The sequence below is a fragment of the Paenibacillus sp. JJ1683 genome, assembly GCF_053006485.1.
In genome coordinates, this window is sequence record NZ_CM129820.1 from 2,594,786 (window position 1) to 2,611,007 (window position 16,222).

16 protein-coding genes are annotated in these 16,222 nt (G+C 45.2%); 11 read left to right on the forward strand and 5 right to left on the reverse strand.

The features are described from left to right. The first annotated feature begins 3 nt into the window (after window positions 1-3). The gene (locus ACUC6J_RS11245) at window positions 4-3,039 is read left to right on the forward strand and encodes an endonuclease (protein ID WP_447250208.1); all 3,036 of its coding nucleotides are present in this window, start codon (window positions 4-6) and stop codon (window positions 3,037-3,039) included. Between the two features lie 231 nt (window positions 3,040-3,270). Here ACUC6J_RS11245 and ACUC6J_RS11250 read toward each other — a convergent pair whose 3' ends face one another. Continuing rightward, window positions 3,271-3,618, reverse strand: coding sequence for a hypothetical protein (locus ACUC6J_RS11250; RefSeq protein ID WP_016818941.1), 348 nt, complete (start codon window positions 3,616-3,618; stop codon window positions 3,271-3,273). Window positions 3,619-3,988: 370 nt separating this feature from the next. On the opposite strand from ACUC6J_RS11250, the gene greA reads away from it, so the two are divergent. Then, window positions 3,989-4,468, forward strand: a complete 480-nt coding sequence (gene greA, locus ACUC6J_RS11255; protein WP_016818942.1) for a transcription elongation factor GreA — start codon at window positions 3,989-3,991, stop codon at window positions 4,466-4,468. 130 nt (window positions 4,469-4,598) lie between these two features. Here the strand turns inward: greA and ACUC6J_RS11260 are convergent, their stop codons facing one another. Together ACUC6J_RS11260 and ACUC6J_RS11265 are read right to left on the reverse strand one after the other, a co-directional pair. Continuing rightward, a complete protein-coding gene (locus ACUC6J_RS11260) occupies window positions 4,599-5,138 on the reverse strand; it encodes a transcription repressor NadR (RefSeq protein WP_016818943.1) in 540 nt (179 codons plus the stop codon). Further along, the gene (locus tag ACUC6J_RS11265) at window positions 5,135-6,289 is read right to left on the reverse strand and encodes an IscS subfamily cysteine desulfurase (protein WP_025364775.1); all 1,155 of its coding nucleotides are present in this window, start codon (window positions 6,287-6,289) and stop codon (window positions 5,135-5,137) included. The genes ACUC6J_RS11260 and ACUC6J_RS11265 overlap by 4 nt, the downstream gene beginning before the upstream one ends. 167 nt (window positions 6,290-6,456) lie before the next feature. Between ACUC6J_RS11265 and nadA the strand changes: the two genes are divergently transcribed. The 5 genes from nadA to ACUC6J_RS11290 all read left to right on the forward strand — a co-directional run bounded on the left by nadA (window position 6,457) and on the right by ACUC6J_RS11290 (window position 10,550). Beyond that, entirely contained in the window at window positions 6,457-7,563 is a 1,107-nt protein-coding gene (gene nadA / locus ACUC6J_RS11270) for a quinolinate synthase NadA (protein ID WP_025364776.1), read from the forward strand. Between the two features lie 112 nt (window positions 7,564-7,675). Next, entirely contained in the window at window positions 7,676-8,005 is a 330-nt protein-coding gene (locus ACUC6J_RS11275; protein WP_225164879.1) for a hypothetical protein, read from the forward strand. Then, window positions 7,971-8,804 carry a membrane protein insertase YidC gene (gene yidC, locus ACUC6J_RS11280; RefSeq protein WP_016818947.1) on the forward strand — a complete coding sequence of 278 codons (834 nt, stop codon included), beginning with the start codon at window positions 7,971-7,973 and terminating at the stop codon, window positions 8,802-8,804. Before ACUC6J_RS11275 ends, yidC begins: the two co-directional genes overlap by 35 nt. Before the next feature lie 189 nt (window positions 8,805-8,993). Further along, window positions 8,994-9,770, forward strand: coding sequence for a GNAT family N-acetyltransferase (locus ACUC6J_RS11285; RefSeq protein WP_025364778.1), 777 nt, complete (start codon window positions 8,994-8,996; stop codon window positions 9,768-9,770). A gap of 108 nt (window positions 9,771-9,878) precedes the next feature. Beyond that, window positions 9,879-10,550, forward strand: coding sequence for a phosphatase PAP2 family protein (locus tag ACUC6J_RS11290; protein ID WP_016818950.1), 672 nt, complete (start codon window positions 9,879-9,881; stop codon window positions 10,548-10,550). A 38-nt stretch (window positions 10,551-10,588) separates the two neighbouring features. On the opposite strand, the gene ACUC6J_RS11295 is transcribed toward ACUC6J_RS11290, so the two are convergent. Beyond that, entirely contained in the window at window positions 10,589-11,239 is a 651-nt protein-coding gene (locus ACUC6J_RS11295) for an undecaprenyl-diphosphatase (protein ID WP_025364779.1), read from the reverse strand. A 147-nt stretch (window positions 11,240-11,386) separates the two neighbouring features. Here ACUC6J_RS11295 and ACUC6J_RS11300 point away from each other — a divergent pair, with 147 nt between their 5' ends. Beyond that, on the forward strand, window positions 11,387-12,100 hold the full coding sequence (locus tag ACUC6J_RS11300; protein WP_025364780.1) for a response regulator transcription factor: 714 nt from the start codon (window positions 11,387-11,389) through the stop codon (window positions 12,098-12,100). After that, window positions 12,097-13,473, forward strand: a complete 1,377-nt coding sequence (locus tag ACUC6J_RS11305) for a sensor histidine kinase (RefSeq protein WP_025364781.1) — start codon at window positions 12,097-12,099, stop codon at window positions 13,471-13,473. The genes ACUC6J_RS11300 and ACUC6J_RS11305 overlap by 4 nt, the downstream gene beginning before the upstream one ends. 82 nt (window positions 13,474-13,555) lie before the next feature. On the opposite strand, the gene ACUC6J_RS11310 is transcribed toward ACUC6J_RS11305, so the two are convergent. Next, window positions 13,556-14,029 carry a C40 family peptidase gene (locus tag ACUC6J_RS11310; RefSeq protein WP_017428497.1) on the reverse strand — a complete coding sequence of 158 codons (474 nt, stop codon included), beginning with the start codon at window positions 14,027-14,029 and terminating at the stop codon, window positions 13,556-13,558. 353 nt (window positions 14,030-14,382) lie between these two features. On the opposite strand from ACUC6J_RS11310, the gene ACUC6J_RS11315 reads away from it, so the two are divergent. After that, on the forward strand, window positions 14,383-15,417 hold the full coding sequence (locus ACUC6J_RS11315; RefSeq protein ID WP_017428498.1) for a glycosyltransferase: 1,035 nt from the start codon (window positions 14,383-14,385) through the stop codon (window positions 15,415-15,417). Between the two features lie 5 nt (window positions 15,418-15,422). Next, window positions 15,423-16,148, forward strand: a complete 726-nt coding sequence (locus ACUC6J_RS11320) for a succinylglutamate desuccinylase/aspartoacylase family protein (RefSeq protein WP_016818956.1) — start codon at window positions 15,423-15,425, stop codon at window positions 16,146-16,148. Window positions 16,149-16,222: the final 74 nt, after the last annotated feature.

Genomic DNA, 16,222 nt, shown 5'->3' on the forward strand with positions numbered 1-16,222 from the left:
AGAATGGGAATCTTTCGTCGTTTTACATCCCGCAGCTTCAAATACGCAACAGCTATGGTTTTCACTTTATCGTTGTACGCCGGTGTTGTGGGCGGCATGCAACCGGCACGCGCAGAAGGTCCAGCAGACCCGGCCCCTTTCATTGCAGCCAAAGTGGTCAACGAAAACGCTGGTAAAAAAGTGTTGTTCGATAATACACATGGACAGACAGCCGGCGCAGCAGATTGGGTGATTGATGGTGGATTTTCAGATTTTGGCCAAGCCCTTGCAAACAATGGCTACGACGTTCATGAGCTTCGCCAATCTACACCTATTACTTATAATGATTTAAAGAATTATGATGTATTTGTGACAGCGGAGCCGAATATTCCTTTTAAACAAAGCGAACAGGCCGCAATGGAACAGTATGTTAAAGCAGGCAATAGCATTTTTTTCATTGGTGATCATTATAACGCCGACCGCAACAAGAATCGCTGGGACGGATCGGAAAGTATCAATGGGTACCGTCGTGGTGCATGGGAAGACCCTGCAAAGGGAATGAGTGAGGAAGAAAAAAGCTCGGCAGCGATGCAGGGCGTGGTTAGCTCAGATTGGCTGGGTAACCAGTTTGGTATACGCTTTCGCTACAATGCATTAGGCGATATCACGGCTAATCAGATTGTTGAACCTGCCCAGGCGTTCGGCATTACAGCAGGAGTGAGTAATGTGGCAATGCACGCAGGATCAACATTGGCGATTATTGACCCGACCAAAGCCAAGGGGATCGTATATCTGCCTAAAACCAATCAGGCTTGGGGGAATGCAGTAGATCAGGGCGTTTATAACGGAGGTGGTATAGCGGAAGGACCTTATGCAGCTGTAGCAAAAGTAGGTCTAGGCAAAGCTGCTTTCATTGGGGATTCATCTCCTGTTGAAGATGCAACGCCGAAATATCTGCGTGAAGAGACAGGAACCAAGAAGACAACGTATGACGGCTTTAAGGAGCAGGATGACGCTGTGTTACTGGTCAATATCGTCGATTGGTTATCCAAGAAGGAGGAGTATACCAGCCTGTCGGATGTAAAAAACTTACAGCTAGATCAGCCGACGGCATTGCTGTCTTTTGAAGCTCCTCAGGCTTCCACGGAACCGCAAGCCGAGCCTTGGTCCGCTCCTGCAGCCGGCTACAAATGGTGGGATCAGCGAACGTTCAAGGCCGGCTCCTATGGCGGACCTACAGCCAGTGCGCAGCCTGTGTACAGCATCGTTCGGCAGGAGCAACTACCGAATGCACAGCCTTTTCAAATTCGCATAGTTGCCGACCAACTGGCTCCCCATAGTACGATTAGCGGATTCAGCGCAGGTATTTATGTAGCGGGCGGCAACCAAGTAGCCCAGATTCAAAATCCAGATGGAAGCTGGCCGACCTCTTACGGTTATAGCGGAACATTTAGTCTGGAATCCGACAGCAAGGGGCATGCCTATAGGGACCTGACGGTGCGGATCAAGCCGGGTACCAGTGGTGCAGCTAATCTTAGGCTGAGACAAAACGGCAGCAACCTGCTGACCCAATCCGTCGTGCTGGCAAATGTCCCAGCCCAGCCGTTGCCTGAGGATGGCAATACAATTCCGGCTCGAATCAGTGTCGCAGAAGCACGAACTCTTTCGGCTGGCAAAGTTGTGACCTTGGAGGGTGTTGTGACGACAGAACCAGGGGCTTTTGGCGGTCAAGCCTTCTATATGCAGGATGAAAGTGGCGGCATTTATGTATATCAAAACCAAAGCGGCTTTCACCAAGGTGATCGAGTAAAGATTACAGCAAGTTTGGCACTGTACAATGGTGAAGTCGAGTTGACTGATCCAGTGGCTATTGAAAAAACGGGAGAAGGACAACTTCCGCAAGCTGTGCAGGTCACTGAACTCAGCGATGCGAACCAAGGACAGCTGGTTGAGCTTCCTACTGCCATTATTCGTAATATAATAGATGCAACTCCTGTAGGTTCGTTTGAATTTGATGCAGTAGCGGGTGAAGTTAGCCATCATGTGCGAGTTGATGCACGTACAGGCTTAACACGGACATCTTTTCCGTATCAAGAAGGACAGCAAGTGAAGCTGAAGGGAATTTCGGCAGTTTTCAAAGGAAATTATCAGTTAAAGCCGCGCGGGCTAGATGATTTTTCAGCTCAGACAGGCGCAGCTTTACAGGAAGTAGAGCTTTCCTTGGATCAAACAACATTTAACGTTGGGGATACAGCAGCCACACATCTCAAGGGTACGCTCACAGATGGCAGCCAAGCTGATTTAAGTAATGCCTCTGTTCAGTATATCAGCAGCCATGAATCCGTTGCACTGGATACGTATGGAGAGCTTCGGGCCCTAAAAGAGGGGAGCGCCGAGATTACAGCGAGCGTCACCTTGGACGGTAAAACGGTCGTATCCAATCCAGTAACCGTTAGAGTCGAGAAAAACACTGTAGGTGAAGTGCCGGGTAAACCGGTGCTGTCTCATGATAACGGTCAGGACACCGGACTGAAGGATGGAGACTACAACATCACCATGAATCTGTGGTGGGGCACGAATGGTGATGAACTCAAGTTGTATGAAAATGACAAGCTGATTGCAACCCAATCGTTGCAAGCGGCTTCCCCTGAAGCACAGCATGCAGTCATTTCTGTTACAGGCAAGAGCAATGGAACCTACACGTATACTGCTGAGCTGATCAACGCTTTCGGTAAAACGGTCAGCGACCCGTTAACTGTCGAAGTGACCGATGCTACTCCTGGCATACCGGTGTTGTCTCATAACAATTGGGATGGTGACGGTAACTATACCCTGACAATGAACATGTGGTGGGGTACGAATGCAACCCAATACAACCTGTATGAAAATGGAGAGCTGATCGACACGCAGGATCTGTCGAGCCAAAGTCCGCAGGCCCAAAGTGCTGTGACCAACATCCAAAATCAAAAGCCGGGTACATATGAGTATCGGGCCGAGTTAGTCAATGCTGCAGGAGAGGTTTCCAGTCAAACCATAAGTGTAGAAGTGAAGGAACGTTAATTCGAAATAATGAGCCGTTAAAAAGGAAGAGCATCTATTGACCTCGCGAGAGTCTATAGATGCTCTTTTTTGCGGGAATTAGCATTTTAGGATTGGGTTGGCGAAGCGGAAAGTCCCTCTATATCTGAGGAGCCATAGAAGATCATGGCAACTAGAATCACAATAATGATAACCTCTGCAAAAGATTCTCCATCAAACTCACTCACCACAACTATCTCCTTTCGCCACCTGTTAATTATTTATTTTCTGCGAAAAGGCTTGTATCACCTGATCCAACGTCATATTGCCGTTATCATTTAAAAATTTCACCATATTATCGACATTAGTAGGGGCAGATGCTAATGTTTTGTATTTTCCTGTGAGTCCTAAAAATAATGTTGCTTGTCTGTATAAAGTCACGGAATCGACGTTTAGTTTTCCTGTTAGTAGGAGGGCTGCGACTAGGACCTCTACATTTTTTCCTTGAAGTGCTGAAAAGATAGCCGAATTACTGTTTAATCCATTTTTCTTTTGACCGTTAGGGGGGGATTTGGATTTGCGATTCCCGTTCCCATTGCCATTCTTTCCTAAGGAAGCCATTGAATCCTTCCTCCCGCCATACACTGCTCCTGCCTGATTTGCATGAAATTTGGGACAAGGGCAGTGGCACTGCACGTGCTCATTAAAATACGTTATGATCATACGATATGCGAACAAGAAAGCTTTGGTTACCATATGGATCACAGTGGTCGAAGGTAGCTGATTGCTATTTCCTGAATTTCTTTTCGCATGTTGGTCCAATTTAGAGTAAACTACAATAAAGCAAGCTAAATGAGCATTTTGCATCAATTCCAGGAGCTTTATCCAATTAGCAATAGATGGACCCTAACGGTTTAGCTCGTATATATTGTACCTTCGAGTATTGAACTTGAATTATGCAAAGTGCTGAAATAGGAGTTGAAATAAGACCATGTCGAATGAAGAAGTATTGTTAACTAAAGAGGGATTAGCCAAGCTGGAGGAAGAGCTCAAGGAACTGAAGACAGTAAAACGCAAGGAGCTAGCCGAACGCCTCAAGTTGGCCATCAGCTATGGAGATCTGAAGGAAAATAGTGAATATCACTCAGCCAAGGACGATCAGGCGTTTATGGAAACACGAATCATGGTCTTGGAAAAAATGTTGACCAAAGCTCGGATAGTGGATGAAAGTAATCTGGATCTTAAAACGGTCAGTATCGGTTCTACTGTTATTCTGAATGACATCGAATTTTCGGAGAAGGTGGAATACAAAGTTGTAAGTCCTGCGGAGGCAGATGTTCTGGACAACAAAATTTCCTATGAGAGTCCTTTAGGTAAGGCACTTTTGGGGAAAGAAGTGGGCAGTATCATTCATGTCGATGCACCTATGGCTGTAATCAAATATGAGTTGCTAGAAATTAAGCTCGCTTAGTCCATTCCCGATTCCCTTTATAAGGGGGCCGGGATTTTTCATTTCTCGCTATTTACATACCATCCCTGCGGAGTGCATTTGCACTCCACAAACTGGAAAGGATTTTTATTGCTTTGCTATCGTATTAAGATCAATCTGTCATTAGGAAGCCGGCTTGCTCCAATGCAGCACAGGCATCATTAATTTTATCTTCATCCGAAGCATGCAAGGTATGCAGGTGGATGCCTCCGGTCAGCTGGGACAAATACGTGGCTTGGGTGGAGCTGATCTTACGTATAAAATCGTCCACTTCTTTGCGAGTTCCGACCCGTATTGGAGCAGTCAGATCTCCATATACTGGATGCTCAACTATAACATCCTGCACACTGACACCGTAGTCTACAATTAGCTTTAATTCTTCTTCTGTTTGTTCAGGTCGGTGATTACACACAATAATACGAGAGGCTAAGGGAGCGGCTTGAGCCGCAGGTTCCATATAAATGTATCCTTGACTCGTTGCAAGTATAGGCTCTTGGCTTGCTTTTAACAGGGAAATATCTTGTACAATTACTTGTCTGGAAACGGAGGACCTGCGTGCCAGCTCGCTCCCGGTCAGCGGTGACTCGCTTTTGAGCCACAATAGCAGCTGTTCGCGGCGATCCGTACCTGACCGTTTTAAAGATTCAGTCAACGGGATAAGCTCCTTTCTTGTCGATGCGTCAGGTCTGTCAAAATATCTACCAGTACATTCAATTCCTCGATGGTGGTTGTCCTGCCGAAAGAAATACGGATAAATTGTAAGGCTTCACGTTCAGATGCTCCAAGTGCCTGTAAGGCAGGTGAAGGATTGTGATGTCCGGCGGCACATGCGCTTCCGGTAGATATACAGACACCGCTGCGATTACATTCCAGCATAACATATTGTCCCTCGTAACCGTGAAAAAAACATCCTACAATATGATGAAGCACTGCTTTTTTTTCGCTTTCCTCTACGACCCAACGTAATGGAATGGATCTTTCCTGAATTTTCGTAATAAAATATCTTCGCAGGGTAGCATATCGCTCCTGATGCATCTCCATCTGTTCCGTCATCATTTCTGCCGCTGTGACAAAGGCTGCAATCCCAGGAACATTAACTGTACCAGGACGAAATCCGTTTTCATGCAGTGTATCAGGATACACCGGACGCCATGGGGTTCCGGGTCTGAGATATGCAGCACCGACACCTTTGGGGCCATATACTTTATGGCTTGATATAGAGAGTGCATCCACTCCCATAGCTTCTACATCTATGTGAACATTCCCAAATGTTTGTACCGCATCACTGTGCAACATAATACCACGTTCGTGGAGCAGGGGAGACAAGGCAGCAAGATCCTGAATCAGCCCTGTCTCCGAATTGGCGTGTTGTATCGATACAAGCCCGGTGTTGTCTCTGAGATGGGGTACAAGAACTTCACGGGTTATTCGTCCTTCCTGATCCGGTTGTATAATAGTTAGCTCATAGCCCTGATGTTCTAGCAAAGTAGCAAGATTGTACATCGAGTGATGTTCCAAAGCGCTCATAATCCAATGCTTTTTGTCTGGCGGCAGCCCGTTCAGGATTGATTGCACGACCACCATATTGGATTCTGTGCCCCCTGATGTAAAATAGATGCCTTCCTTTTGCCCGCCAATCATTTTTGCCATTCGTTGCCTGCTGTAATCTAGTGTGTAGGCTGCTTGACCGCCTGCATCATGGAGGCTGCTGGCATTTCCGAACATTTCCTTATTCATTACGCTATATATATGCAAAGCTTCGTCACACATGGGTGTGGAAGCGGCGTAGTCCAGGTAAATCACAGCAAATCCTCCCCACTTAAAAATAATTCCATTCCAAAAACTCTTGAGATTATTGTAGGCATGTGTAAATATAGGTGTCAAGACACATGTAAATATGTTTTGTACACATAGCGGTTATCTATTCGTGAGCGAGGGACAGTCAGCCGCAACGATATGGAGGGAATCTAATGTCTATGCTAGACGTTTTACAAGGAAATCGTGGACTTATGCCAGAGCATTATAAAACACTGACGGTTGCTGACATGGAGCAACGCGTAGCCGAGCTGAAACAAAAATGGGGCTCAAAGCTGCTCATTCCGGGCCATCACTATCAGAAAGACGAGGTTATCCAATTTGCTGATATAACAGGAGATTCTCTACAGCTCGCTCAAATGGCGGCACAAAATCAGGAAGCGGAGTTTATTGTGTTCTGCGGGGTTCATTTTATGGCGGAGACAGCGGATATGCTGACTACCGACCGGCAAACCGTTGTTCTGCCGGATATGCGCGCAGGCTGCTCAATGGCAGATATGGCGAATATGGAGCAGACGGAACGAGCGTGGAAGCATTTGCAGGAGTTGGTTGGTGATACGATCATTCCGTTAACATATGTAAATTCCACAGCAGAGATTAAAGCCTTTGTAGGACGGCATGGCGGGGCTACAGTGACTTCTTCGAATGCCAAGCAGGTGCTAGACTGGGCACTGAAACAAAAGGAACGTATTTTATTTTTGCCGGATCAACATTTGGGACGCAATACAGCCCATGATCTTGGAATTCCGCTGGATGAAATGGCTGTATGGAATCCTATGACCGATCAGTTGGAGACTGAACGAAACCCGGCAACCGTAAAAATCGTTTTATGGAAAGGGCATTGTTCAGTTCATGAAAAATTTACGGTAGATCATATTCGCAACGTCCGTGAACGCGATAAAAATATCCGAGTCATCGTTCATCCCGAATGCTCTTATGAGGTTGTACAACTCGCAGATTGTGCTGGCTCCACCAAATTCATCATCGATACGATCCGTGCGGCAGAGCCGGGAACCCGTTGGGCCGTTGGCACAGAGATGAATCTCGTGCAACGAATTAGACAACAGCACCCTGAACAGCAGATTGAATCGCTCAATCCCGATATGTGTCCTTGTCTGACCATGAACCGGATCGATCTTCCGCATTTGCTGTGGGCAATGGAACAGATTGATCGGAGAGAGCCTGTAGGCGTAATTCGTGTGGATGCTCAGATCAGACAGGACGCTGTACAGGCACTGAATCGTATGCTTGCTATACGTTAAGTTTTACCGTTACGTAGAGCGTACTTTCTTGTGTAATCCGATCTCTATCTCTATTTAAAGATTAGTCGATTGTCCGGTTTCGTGCTATAATTGTAGCAACATACCGAAGGAGGTGAATCCCTTGTTTGAGCTTCAGGACTTACTCCCCTATTTGCTTACGATCGGATTGCTGTGCACTGTGACTTATACGTATCTTGCTCATTTGCACGGCAGCGTAGCTGAATGCTGGGTCGAAGGCGGCCCCGTTCGCTCGCATGCTTCTCCGCTGATGCCGATGTCTGCCCGCGGACAGGACATGCCTGTCCGGCTAGCACGTCACATTCGGCGGAAGGAAGCGCCAGATGAAGATGCTTCCGATTGTTCCCCCTTGTTGAAAAATGGCACAGCCAATCAACGAGGAGGAACATATGAAGCGATTCAAGGGATTCACTTTTTGGGGTAAACAAGAACGGATATTGGGTTTAATCGTAGCGTTGGCGGTGGTCATGCTGCTGTCTGGTTGTGGTGCGAATGCTGCGGAGATTAATGCACAGACACCTGGTTTTTTTAATCATTACGTGGTATTCCCACTTTCTTGGCTCATTCAGCATTTGGCGGAATGGTTTGGTGGAAGTTTTGGGCTGGCGATCATGACTTTGACATTCATTGTCCGTCTGGCCTTATTGCCGCTAATGATGCGTCAAACGCGTGCCCAGCAGGGTATGAAGCGCAAGATGAGCGCTATGCAGCCCGACTTGGACCGAATTAAAAAGAAGTATGAGAATAAAAAAGATACCACCAGCCAGCAGAGTATGCAGCAGGAAATGATGGCGCTGTACAAAGAACATCAATTCAATCCGCTCAATATCGGTTGTCTGCCTATTCTCATTCAGCTCCCGATTTTAAGCGGTATGTATACTGCCATCCGACTCACGCCGGAGTTGGCGTCACATTCATTCTTATGGTTCCGGCTCGGACAGCCGGACTGGATTCTGGCAATTGTCGTCGCAGTTGTATACTTGGCACAGGCTAAGCTTTCTCAGCAACAGATGACGGCTGACCAGCGCAAGCAATTTGCTATTATGGGTTATCTTTCACCGATTATGATGGCGGTCTTTTCCTTCAACGCTCCTGCGGCCATGCCTTTATATTGGACCGTAAGCGGCACCTTTTTGCTGCTTCAATCGCTGTGGTTCCGCAAACGCTATCCAATTGAAGAAGCAGAGAATAAGATTAAACTTGGTGAAGTCACGCCAACCTAATAAGAAGATGCTATTTGTTTGACATAGAATTGTGTTAGCAGTGTCTCACATGCAATGACAGATGCCATTCGAGCCAATAAGGCTTGAGTGGTGTCTTTTTTTTGCTGTTTTTTTCACTATATTTCGCTTGCGGTTTTGTAATCATTATGAAATCCTTATATCAATATTCATAAAGTTAGGAGAGACTAAATGGAAAATTCAACAACAACCATTGAATGGTATGAAAATCAAATAAGGGAAGACGGCTGTTTTTGCATGAGAAGCATGCAAAAAGCACCGGGATATGTACAAAAAATGAATTGGACAGAAAAAGAATTTACTCAAAATTTGACTTACATACAATTGAGAAAAGACAATAAACCAGCAGGATTTATAGAGTATGCATCGGGTGAACAAGCATGGAGAGCTGTTCATGCGGATGGATATCTAGTGATTCATTGTATCTGGATTGCTGTAACCGGCTTGGGATTAGGCTCACAGCTTATTCAACGCTGCATTCAAGATGCTATTACGTTGGGGAAGAAGGGAGTGGCAGTCGTTACAAATATAGATACCTCCTGGGCGCCAGGTCCCGAAATTTTTCTGAAAAACGGATTTCGGCATGTGGAGGATGCTCCATATTCTTTTCAGTTGTATGTTTATAAGTTTAATCAAGAGCATTCAGATCCTTATTTCCCTAATAATTGGGTTCAACGTCTGGATCATTTTAGTGAAGGCTTAACCATTTTACGAACTCATCAATGCCCTTATCTGGAAATAGCCACGCACAATGTGATTGAAGCAGCTGAGACTGTGGGGATACAACCCGAGATTATTGATATACGAGATCGTTCACTACTCATGGAACTGTCTCCGACACCGTACGGCGTATTTCACGTGATCTGTAATGGGGAATTGATTTCATATCACAGGATGACTCCTCGTTCTTTTGCCAAAAAGCTAACCATGCTTTATTCTAAAAGCTAATCTTTTTATGAAATGATACAAGAAAAGTGGGTAAAGTAAATACATGGACGATGTGAATGCTGCATTTTGTTTGATCACGGGATGAATTTCATGGAGGACCTCTAAAAAATGAAGCAAATATATACAAAGCTACCGATTTCCGTGGCTCTACTTACATGTATAGTATGTGCCCTTGGTTTTGGCTTAATCGCATTATGGGTTAGCGACCAGCAAGTACGGCATTTTGACCACAAGATCATTACGGCTATTGGACAACTGGAATCGCCTTTCATGACACGTCTTATGAAATGTTTCACTATTATCGGCAGCGGGCTTCCAGTGGTAATCATCATTTTAATTGCCATGTTCGTGCTCTATAGTGTATTGGGACACCGACGAGAATTGCTTTTTTTAGCGGTTGCTGTGCTGGGATCAGTGCTGTTGAATACGGTACTAAAAATGCTATTTCGGCGTGCGAGGCCTGAAATCAACCGTATTATCGAAGCGAATGGATATAGCTTTCCAAGCGGACATTCCATGACCGCTTTCAGTATGTATGCGGCGCTGACGTTTTTATTGTGGAAGCACGTTCCTTCCAGGATAGGTCGTATCCTTCTTGTTGTGCTCAGTAGCCTACTAATTGTAACGATCGGGACAAGCCGCATTTATTTGGGTGTTCATTATCCGAGTGACGTTGTGGGTGGCTATTTCATGAGTGGTTGCTGGATGGCAGCTTGCATTTGGTTCTACCAGCGGTATGAAGAACGAATGCTACCACTTCGTACCAAATCGACTGCATAATGAGTGCATAAATCATGAGGTTAAAAAAAGCAGACGCATTAGCGTCTGCTTTTTATTTGCACAGAGGAAGTAGATTGGGTCATCTTTGTTCTCGTCTGTTCTACAGGCTTTATTCCTAGCTTCTGCTCCCATTTTTCATAAAAAATAATAGCTGCTTGGATAAAGATGCCTGGAAGCTTCCGACTGCGAATGAATTTGTGAACACCAACTGCGCAGCCTGCCCCAATGAGCGCTCCTGCCAAAATATCTGAAGGATAATGCACACCGGTCCATACGCGGGATATCGCAATAAGCACAGCCAAGACAATCCAGAGGACACGATATTTTTGATGATGAAGCCATAGAATTGCTGCCAGAGCAAAAGCTCCAAGTGCATGGTTACTCGGAAATGAAGCATTGGGATCATGATGAATCAGCTGAATGACAGAGTGTCCGACAAAAGGCCGATCTCTGTAAAACAAATGTCCAAGACACCAGCTAATTGTAAAACCGATACAAACCGTTATAACGGCTTCTAAAACCATCATCCGATGCGGCATTTTAAAGGTGAACCAGTATAGCAGTAAAGCCACTCCAAATAAATACGGTGCATATTGCGCCAAGAAACGCATAGTTCCATTCAAAAAGGCGAGGTGATTAGCCAATTCATTGATCCAGTGAAACAAAGCAAAGTCTACATTAATTAGCATGAATAAATTACTCCTTAACCTCAAAAAATTAAATTACAAAGTTATATTATAGAGCGACTATACGGATAAAAGCTTAAAATCAAATAAAAAATGAATGGTATGTGCATTGCTTATTAGTTTTCTCTATAAAAAATAGGTGGTTTTGCAATGGAAAAATCGGTGCTGGTCATTGATGATGAAGCGAAGATATCCAGATTGCTTCAACTGGAGTTATCCCACGAAGGATATGCAGTTGAAATTGCACAGACGGGAAAAGAAGGATTGGAAAAAGCACTATCCCTTACATGGGATATTATCATACTGGATGTGATGCTGCCCGAGATGAACGGTGTCGAGGTGCTGAAGCAGATTCGAAAAGTGGACAATCATACCCCGGTAATTATGGTCACTGCACGTAACACGACTCCTGAAAAAGTTTCAGGTCTGGATGAAGGAGCTAATGATTACATTACAAAGCCCTTTGAAATTGAGGAATTATTAGCGCGGATGCGGGCCAGTATGAGGAATCAGTTGGAGCCGGCAGCTACTACTTCGCAAAAAGAGGAAAAGCAGCAGTCCAAACTTCAAGTCGATAGCCTGGTGTTGGAACCCAAGACGCGGTCCGTGGTAAGGGAAGGAAAACGTATCGAACTTACGCCCAAAGAATTTGATCTGCTTCTCTATCTGATGGAGCACAAAAATCAGGTATTGCATCGGGATCAAATGATTCAGGATGTGTGGGGGTTTGATTTTGTCGGTGATACGAATGTGGTAGATGTATATATCCGGTATGTTCGCAAAAAAATTGATCATGGATACAAAAAGAAACTGATTAAAACCGTTCGCGGTGTTGGGTACTGTATCCGGGAGGAAGAGCATTGAAGCTGCGGACCAAAATTACCCTGCTTAGTTCTATTTTAGTGATGACGATTCTCCTGTTTGTGGACGTCACGGTTCATCTATTATTTGTCAAAATTGCTACTCGTAATGAAAGAGAAGTGCTACAAAATAAATGGACCGAAATCATTGCCGAAACAGGAGCCACGATGATTCTGAAAAATGTTTGGGGGTCCAAGCTGAAAGATGAACTTTCTGCGGATACCATTCTGAGGGTATTTGATCAGCAATCTCGTCTTTTGTATGAAGTAAGCCGTCAGTCCCGCTTTAAGCTGAACGATATACATTTTAACCTTTCTCAAAGCTCTCAACTAACGGATCTACAGGATCATAAAATCCTGATTATCCATCTTCCAGTGCTTTCACCAGAAGGTAGTCAAAAGGGGACACTGGAGATCGTAGAAAAATGGGATGCGCTCGAAAACAATCTCGATATCTTAAATACAATTCTTATCACATCGACTGTTGGAGCTATGTTGCTCAGTCTGGTGGGCAGCACGATTTTGGCAAATGCGATATTGCTGCCCATTGCCAGTAGTATTCAAACGATGCAGGAAATCGAAAGAAGCTTGAAATTCAAAAAAATTCCTGCTGGCAGTCCTAATCAAGATGAATTATCCCAAATGACCGCTACTTTTAATCGAATGATGGAGAGATTGGAAGAAAGCTTTCAGAGCCAGCAGCAGTTTGTTTCCGACGCCTCACATGAACTGAATACGACATTGATGATTATTGAGGGCTATGCCAACATGCTGCGGCGGTGGGGTACGCGTGACGAGGACATACGTAAGGAATCGATTGAATCGATCTATGAAGAAACTCAGCGAATGCGTACGATGACGCAGCAATTGCTGACATTGGCCTCCTCACAGCAGCAAGATTCCGAACCGTATGAGCGGGTAGAGCTAGTCGGTTGTTGTCAACAGGTGGTAGCACATCTCAAGCCTGTACATGAGCGCCAAATTTCTATTTTTACAGAAGAGAAGGAAATTTGGCTGGATGCTAATCTTGCAAAAATCAAGCAGTTACTAGTCATCTTGCTGGATAATGCGTTAAAGTATAGCTCGGAAGAAATCGAAATATGGTTATCTACAGATGAAAAAGATGTCCACCTCCGCGTTAAGGATTACGGAATTGGCATTCCTGAGAGCGAGATCAAGCGTGTCTTTGAACGATTTTATCGAGTAGACAGCTCCAGACATCGTAAAACCGGAGGAACCGGGCTTGGGTTACCGATTGCCAAGGCAATAACAGATGCTCACCAGGGTACGATACGCATGGAAAGCGCAGAAGGCGAAGGGACGGATGTCATCGTTACGCTGCCTCAAAAACAACAGGAAAGGCTGTCCCTCCAGTAGACATCTCTACTCAAAGGAACAGCCTTTTTAATGTTATTTGTAAGTTATGCATTCGGTGGATGGGAGATCACCCAAAATGATCCTAAAGGACACGACGTGCTGTTGTATAATGGGAGCTCCACCATCCGGAATTTAGATCTGTAACCGTTACGCCGCCTTTACCAAACGTATGCAGAATTTTCCCGTCTCCCATGTAAATGGCTACATGATGAATTGGCGCATAGAAAAAGACTAAATCGCCTTTTTTGAGCTGACTACGCGGTACATAAGTGCCCACAGTTGACTGCTGTTTGGACGAACGTGGAAGCTTGATTCCATTTTGTGCAAAAACATACTGAGTGAATGAAGAGCAATCAAAAGAGCTTGTACTGCCAGCTGGAGCTCCATGTTCATAACGGACGCCCATATACTGGGAGCCTTTTGAGATAATCCGATCAGCTTTACTTGTCGAAGCGGCATGAGTGGTGTCTGGTCCAACAACGAAGCTTCCAGCGCTCAGTGCCAAAGTCATCGTAAAGCAAATACCCATCCACAATTTTTTAGAAGTACGTTTCATATATAATTTCCTCCGTTATTCGTATTGTGTTGATGTCCTGAAATGACAATAACACAAATAAAATATCCGGAATTTACCACTCATGGTTACAATCCTGTTACCCCAACGTTTTGCACTGCTTTATTAGAAAACGATGAGAATTTTCTCCTTAACTTTAGCTTGACAAATTAAATAACTCCCCCTTATGACTAGGCTCGTATGACAAAAAGCGACTTGCAGACGATTGGCACAAGCAATCATGCAAAACATACATACCTATATACTACAATTTATAACCTGCACGGGAGTATGCTCAGATTCCCGTTGACATCGTAAAGATCACACCGTATTTCCGGTCAGGAAGGGGAATTCGTATGGCTTCAAAGCAGAGCAAAGCATTCAAAAACCGACCTTTAACCATTGTGCAGGTCATATCCAACTATCCCGATGCACAGCCTGTTCCCTCCATCAAGGGCGGAACAGAAAAGGTCGTGCATGAATTAACAGAGGAATTAGTGAGACGAGGGCATCATGTATCTCTTTTTGCCGCCCGTGGGAGCAGGAGCAGCGCGCGGTTGATTACTTATCCCAAGGGTTTGAAACATAGTCAGATCCCCCAATATGTACTTCGGCATATGCCTTCCGGCACACATATCATTCATGACCATACCTTTCGTTCTGCTGTAGCGCGTAGGAAGCTGCCCTGCTCATCATTGTGTACCGTTCATCTTCCAGTGAGAAGACACGGTAAAAACCCGGTATATGTCAGTAAACGAGCACGTCAGCTGATGGGCGGGGGCAAAGGATTTTATATCTATAACGGCATCAACACGCATGAATACGAGTTCAGCAGTGAGAAGCGCAGCTACTTGCTGTTCATGGGCAGAATTATACCGGATAAAGGTGTATTGCAGGCCATTCAGGTTGCAGAGCGAACAGGAAAAAGACTGCTTATTGCGGGTCCCATCAAAGCCCCTGTATTTTTTCGCCGAGAGATTCAGACACGAATTCAGCGCAATCCGAATATACGCTATGTGGGACCAGTTGGGGGTGATCGGAAACAGAAGCTTCTGAAACATGCAGAGTGTCTGTTGTTTCCATCACTGTGGGAAGAACCGTTCGGACTTGTAATGGTAGAGGCTATGGCTTGTGGAACACCGGTGCTGGCACTAAAAAATGGCTCTGTTCCCGAGGTGCTATCAGGCTTTCCGCAGTTGATTTGCAAATCAGTTGGACAAATGGCACGAAAGGCACAGCAAAAGAATTACCCGTCACCCGCGCAGCTTCGATTGTATGTTAGCCAAAGATTTACCAACAAACAGATGACCAGCAACTACTTGAGACTATACCGTGAAATCATTCGTCGGCGAGAACAGAAGAGAGGACACCGAAAGCCTATACGGAGGTGAAGGGGATGCAGGTCAAACGATATATGCTTGGAAAGGGCTCTTCTTGGGCGACTCCTTATTATGTAGCCATAGAGGGACAACAAGGCCCGTGTGCGATGGTGGTTGCAGGCATACATGGTAATGAAATAGCAAGTATACGTGCGGCTGAGAAACTGGTAAAGCTTTTGAATGAGCAAAAGCTGAGATTCAGCCATGGCAAGCTTATTATTGTGCCAATTGTGAATCAAAAGGCTTACCGCAAGCAGATTAGAGGAAAACCGGATCTGAATCGAACCTTTCCGCGCCGGAAAAAGCAGGCGGCAACACAACCGCTTTCCACTGCTCTATTCAAATTATTACAAAAGCATCACCCTGATTGGTATCTTGACTTGCATGAGGCGAATGGATTATCACAAAAGGATGCCAAGGTGCTTGGCCAAACGCTGATCTCCAATAAGGGCAACCCGATAATTCCCACGACGCGCCGGATTATTAAGCGAATGAATCGCTCGATCAAGGTGAAAGACCGCCATTTCAACATGCGGTTGCATGAGCTCCCAGGTTCCTCTCGTACCGCTGCAGCCCGTATTTTAGGGGCACGTGCGGTAACTGTGGAAACAGGGTGGAGCCTGCCCCAGAAAGAACGCATACACTATCAGATGAAGATCGTGCAGCACTTTTTAAGAGAGGCCGGGATGATTAAGGCCAACAAGGTTTATTTATCTGGCAAGGTTAGAACGGTTTCCTTATGAGATGTAATATTACAAAAAAAAATCGCTTCATGAGCAAAGGATGTTACTCACCTTGCTCAAGAGCGATTTTTTTG

Excerpts from the sequence above, each read along its gene's own strand:
- ACUC6J_RS11245 (WP_447250208.1), top strand. The coding sequence starts at position 4 with ATGGGAATCTTTCGTCGTTTTACATCCCGCAGCTTCAAATACGCAACA.
- ACUC6J_RS11250 (WP_016818941.1), bottom strand. The coding sequence starts at position 3,618 with ATGGCTTCCTTAGGAAAGAATGGCAATGGGAACGGGAATCGCAAATCC.
- greA (WP_016818942.1), top strand. The coding sequence starts at position 3,989 with ATGTCGAATGAAGAAGTATTGTTAACTAAAGAGGGATTAGCCAAGCTG.
- nadA (WP_025364776.1), top strand. The coding sequence starts at position 6,457 with ATGTCTATGCTAGACGTTTTACAAGGAAATCGTGGACTTATGCCAGAG.
- yidC (WP_016818947.1), top strand. The coding sequence starts at position 7,971 with ATGAAGCGATTCAAGGGATTCACTTTTTGGGGTAAACAAGAACGGATA.
- ACUC6J_RS11285 (WP_025364778.1), top strand. The coding sequence starts at position 8,994 with ATGGAAAATTCAACAACAACCATTGAATGGTATGAAAATCAAATAAGG.
- ACUC6J_RS11290 (WP_016818950.1), top strand. The coding sequence starts at position 9,879 with ATGAAGCAAATATATACAAAGCTACCGATTTCCGTGGCTCTACTTACA.
- ACUC6J_RS11295 (WP_025364779.1), bottom strand. The coding sequence starts at position 11,239 with ATGCTAATTAATGTAGACTTTGCTTTGTTTCACTGGATCAATGAATTG.
- ACUC6J_RS11300 (WP_025364780.1), top strand. The coding sequence starts at position 11,387 with ATGGAAAAATCGGTGCTGGTCATTGATGATGAAGCGAAGATATCCAGA.
- ACUC6J_RS11310 (WP_017428497.1), bottom strand. The coding sequence starts at position 14,029 with ATGAAACGTACTTCTAAAAAATTGTGGATGGGTATTTGCTTTACGATG.
- ACUC6J_RS11315 (WP_017428498.1), top strand. The coding sequence starts at position 14,383 with ATGGCTTCAAAGCAGAGCAAAGCATTCAAAAACCGACCTTTAACCATT.
- ACUC6J_RS11320 (WP_016818956.1), top strand. The coding sequence starts at position 15,423 with ATGCAGGTCAAACGATATATGCTTGGAAAGGGCTCTTCTTGGGCGACT.